The organism is Marinobacter sp., assembly GCF_034669625.1.
Lineage (GTDB): Bacteria > Pseudomonadota > Gammaproteobacteria > Pseudomonadales > Oleiphilaceae > Marinobacter.
Window position 1 is genome coordinate 1 of sequence record NZ_JAXMOY010000035.1, and the last position, 3,832, is coordinate 3,832.

3 protein-coding genes, 4 tRNA genes and 1 rRNA gene are annotated in these 3,832 nt (G+C 52.7%); all 8 read left to right on the forward strand.

What is annotated here, in order from left to right:
- Positions 1 to 4: 4 nt before the first annotated feature.
- Positions 5 to 120 (forward strand): 5S ribosomal RNA (rrf, locus tag VOI14_RS15575).
- A gap of 278 nt (positions 121 to 398) precedes the next feature.
- Entirely contained in the window at positions 399 to 1,364 is a 966-nt protein-coding gene (locus tag VOI14_RS15580) for a biotin--[acetyl-CoA-carboxylase] ligase (RefSeq protein ID WP_323752959.1), read from the forward strand.
- Complete coding sequence (locus tag VOI14_RS15585) at positions 1,361 to 2,095, forward strand: type III pantothenate kinase (RefSeq protein WP_323752960.1); 735 nt, start codon at positions 1,361 to 1,363, stop codon at positions 2,093 to 2,095. Before VOI14_RS15580 ends, VOI14_RS15585 begins: the two co-directional genes overlap by 4 nt.
- Before the next feature lie 666 nt (positions 2,096 to 2,761).
- Positions 2,762 to 2,837, forward strand: a tRNA-Thr gene (locus VOI14_RS15590).
- A 39-nt stretch (positions 2,838 to 2,876) separates the two neighbouring features.
- A tRNA-Tyr gene (locus VOI14_RS15595) sits at positions 2,877 to 2,960 on the forward strand.
- A 10-nt stretch (positions 2,961 to 2,970) separates the two neighbouring features.
- Positions 2,971 to 3,045, forward strand: a tRNA-Gly gene (locus VOI14_RS15600).
- A gap of 12 nt (positions 3,046 to 3,057) precedes the next feature.
- Positions 3,058 to 3,133, forward strand: a tRNA-Thr gene (locus tag VOI14_RS15605).
- A 52-nt stretch (positions 3,134 to 3,185) separates the two neighbouring features.
- Positions 3,186 to 3,832, forward strand: a 647-nt coding sequence (locus VOI14_RS15610; RefSeq protein ID WP_323752961.1) for a GTP-binding protein, incomplete at its 3' end; no start/stop codon positions are given.

Below are 3,832 nucleotides of genomic sequence, written 5' to 3' on the forward strand. Positions count from 1 at the left end.
TTTGTCTGACGACCATAGCGGCTTGGAACCACCTGATCCCATCCCGAACTCAGAAGTGAAACAAGCCTGCGCCGATGGTAGTGTGGCACTTGCCCATGTGAGAGTAGGTCATCGTCAGACTCTTAATGCCAAAAACCCCCGATAGCTCTGCTGTCGGGGGTTTTTTCATTTCTGGAGTTCAAATTCCTGCCTTCCGATCAATCCGGATGAGTGAGTCAAAATCGTGATGTCAGGTGTTAAGCTTCAAAATTCCGATATATTTCTACATTCGACGGCAGCGTAGCTTCGGTCAGATCCTTGATTTCGAATAAAAGGGTAGTCCTCGTCCTGCCCTTTTGTGTTTTGTTGCGTCCTGTTGTTTAATCTCGCTCAGTCATTTCCTGTCTGGAACCAATTCGATGAAGCCCAATACATTGTTAGACCTACTTAGCGACCATCGCGTTCACTCTGGCGAGTCGTTAGCCAAGCAGTTAGGTGTTTCGCGTACAGCTGTATGGAAACAGATTCGAAAAGCGGTGGCCGAGGGTATAGAAGTAACGACAATAAGAGGGCAGGGATATCAGTTAGTGACTGAGCTTGACCTGCTGGACCGGCAAAAAATTGTCGATGGGTTGGCGAAAGAGTACGAAGACAAGATAGATGTGACCGTGCTCAAGGAAGTGGACTCGACCAACGCGGAAGTAGCTCGAAAATTGTTAGCGCCGGGCCACGGCATGCCCGTTGTCTTGGCTGATGCGCAGACTGAGGGCCGGGGACGACGAGGTCGAAGCTGGTCCAGCCCCAAGGGGCAAAATCTTTATATGAGCATGGGCTTGACGCTTCGAGGGGGCTTTGAGGGCTTGAGCGGCCTTAGCTTGGTGTTGGGTGTGGCTGTGGTCAGAGCATTAAGTCGATTGGGGGTGCAGGGGGCAGGGTTAAAGTGGCCAAATGATCTGTACGCAGGTGGAAAGAAGTTTGGCGGTATTCTGGTTGAAATTCAGGGTGAGTTACAGGAAGGGCAGGTCCAGGTGATTGCTGGCCTCGGAATTAACGTCCATATGAAAGAAGCGATAGCCGTTGATCAGCCCTGGACAAGTCTGCTGAAACACTGGCCCGAGCAAAAGTGGGTGCGGAATGATTTGGCCACCGAGGTCATAAATGGAGTCGCTGAGGCTCTGGTGCATTTCGAGCAAGAAGGCTTTTCGGTATTTCGAGACGAGTGGCAACGCTATGACATTTTTCTCGGTCAACCATTGGCTGCGAGAGAGGGGAGTCTTTCCGGTACTGGTGCCGGAGTGGATGCCGGCGGTAACTACCAACTCGAAACAGACGGCGGGCTCATATCAGTCATGGCTGGCGACATCAGCTTGCGGGTGACCGCGTGATCTTGCTTATTGATGCGGGCAACACGCGAGTTAAATGGCGCCTAGTGGATAGCTTGGGGGTGGTCGTCGCAGGCGCTGCTGAACTAAGTGCGGGGGAGTCCTTCTCGGAGGTCGAACCGCATGCTGCGGCTGTTAAGCGGGTCGCTGTCTCGACGGTGGGCTCGGAAGCCAGTCGGGTTTCGCTGGAGGCGGCGGTGGCAAAGGTGACACCGGCGCCGATAACGTTTTATTGGACTGAGTCTCGACGTAACGGTCTTAAGAACTCGTATAAAGATGTTTTCCGAATGGGGGCAGACCGTTGGCATGCAATGGTTGCTGCTTGGGGGCGGTTAAAGACTGGGTGCGCCATCATTGATGCGGGTAGTGCCGTGACCGTGGATTATATCGATGGCCATGGGGTGCATATCGGGGGGTTTATCTTGCCTGGCTTGGGAATGATGCGCAGAAGCCTTAAGTTGGATGCTGCAAGGATAGGTTTTGATTTTGATGAGCAACTTAATACTAAGCCAGGGACAACAACCGGGGAGTGTGCTAATCACGGTTTAGCGTGGCTGACCGAGGGCGTAGTTCATCAGGTCCATCGAGACGTTGCGGCATACGGCATTAGGAACGTTTTGGTAACCGGAGGTGATGCTGAGCGTTTCCTTGGGCTAGGTTTGCAGGCGGAGCATTGTTCAGGGCTCGTGCTCGATGGGTTGCATCAGGTCGTCGCACAGGATGGACTGCTATGAAGTGGCTGGCGCTTAGTTTGGCAATTCTTAATTTTGGTCTATGGTTTTTGCCTGATCGGCTGGCGCTGCCAGCTGTGAGCTCCAAGGCGGCGGGTGCGCTGCCGCGGGTCGCAAGCCTCAAACCTTTGGAGAAAGTGCCAGTCGAAAGTCGAAGTGCTTATATCTGTTTGACCGTAGGTTGGTTCAAGTCGCCTACCGCAGTGAATGCTGTGGGGCGCGCTTTTAACCTTGATTATCGGGTAGAGTCAAAGACGGAATCTTTACCTCCGTTGCATTGGGTTTTGGTTCCGCCTCAGCCTGAATCCGAAGCCGCAGCGCAGGCGGAAGTGTTGCGCGCTGGGGGGGATGATGTCTATGTGGTTGCGCGAGGAGAGTACCAGAACGCCATTTCTTTGGGGGTGTTTGAGACGTTCAAAGCCGCTGAGAGACTAATGATTGAAAAAAAGTCAGAAAACTTGAACGTAACGCTGGCCAAGTTCACACATAATCGGATAGGATACGCGCTCGCTTTTGAAGTTGAATCAAGTCGGGAAACCGAAGTGCTTCAAGCGGTTGAAGCGGATTTTGATGGCGATTTCGATTTCATCGAACGTAATACTTGCAAAGGTGTTGCAACGTCAGGAAAAAGTCCGTACTATACCGCCCTCGCTGAACGAGCGAATGTGAGCTGGCGTAGCTCAGTTGGTAGAGCAGCTGACTTGTAATCAGCAGGTCGGGGGTTCGATTCCGTCCGCCAGCTCCACTTTTTGTTTTAAGCAGATCCGCGAAGCGGGTTTGTACTGGAGGGGTTCCCGAGTGGCCAAAGGGATCAGACTGTAAATCTGACGCGAAAGCTTCGCTGGTTCGAATCCAGCCCCCTCCACCACTTATTGCTCGCGGGCATCGTATAGTGGCTATTACCTCAGCCTTCCAAGCTGATGACGCGGGTTCGATTCCCGCTGCCCGCTCCAATTTAGTTTTTCGCTCATGTAGCTCAGTCGGTAGAGCACATCCTTGGTAAGGATGAGGTCACCGGTTCAATTCCGGTCATGAGCTCCACTTTTAATTCCGGTCAACGTTACGGTCCTGGTTGATTAGGGGGATTGGTCGAATGTCTAAAGAAAAATTTGAACGTAGTAAGCCGCACGTAAACGTCGGTACCATCGGTCACGTTGACCATGGTAAGACCACTCTGACCGCCGCTCTGACTCGTGTATGTCACGAAGTTTGGGGTACAGGTTCTGCAAGTGCTTTCGATCAGATCGATAACGCACCGGAAGAGCGTGCACGTGGTATAACCATCGCCACTTCACACGTTGAATACGATTCTCCGAGCCGTCACTACGCACACGTAGACTGCCCGGGCCACGCTGACTATGTTAAAAACATGATCACTGGTGCGGCTCAGATGGACGGCGCGATCCTGGTTTGTTCCGCAGCTGACGGCCCTATGCCGCAGACTCGTGAGCACATCCTGCTATCTCGTCAGGTTGGCGTACCTTTCATCGTAGTGTTCCTGAACAAAGCGGACATGGTTGATGATGAAGAGCTGCTTGAGTTGGTTGAAATGGAAGTTCGTGACCTGCTGAGCATGTACGACTTCCCGGGCGACGACACTCCGATCATTACCGGTTCTGCGTTGATGGCGCTGGAAGGTAAAGACGACAACGAAATGGGTACTACCGCTGTTAAGAAGCTGGTAGAAGCTCTGGACGCCTACATCCCGGATCCTGAGCGTGCTGTTGATCAGCCGTTCCT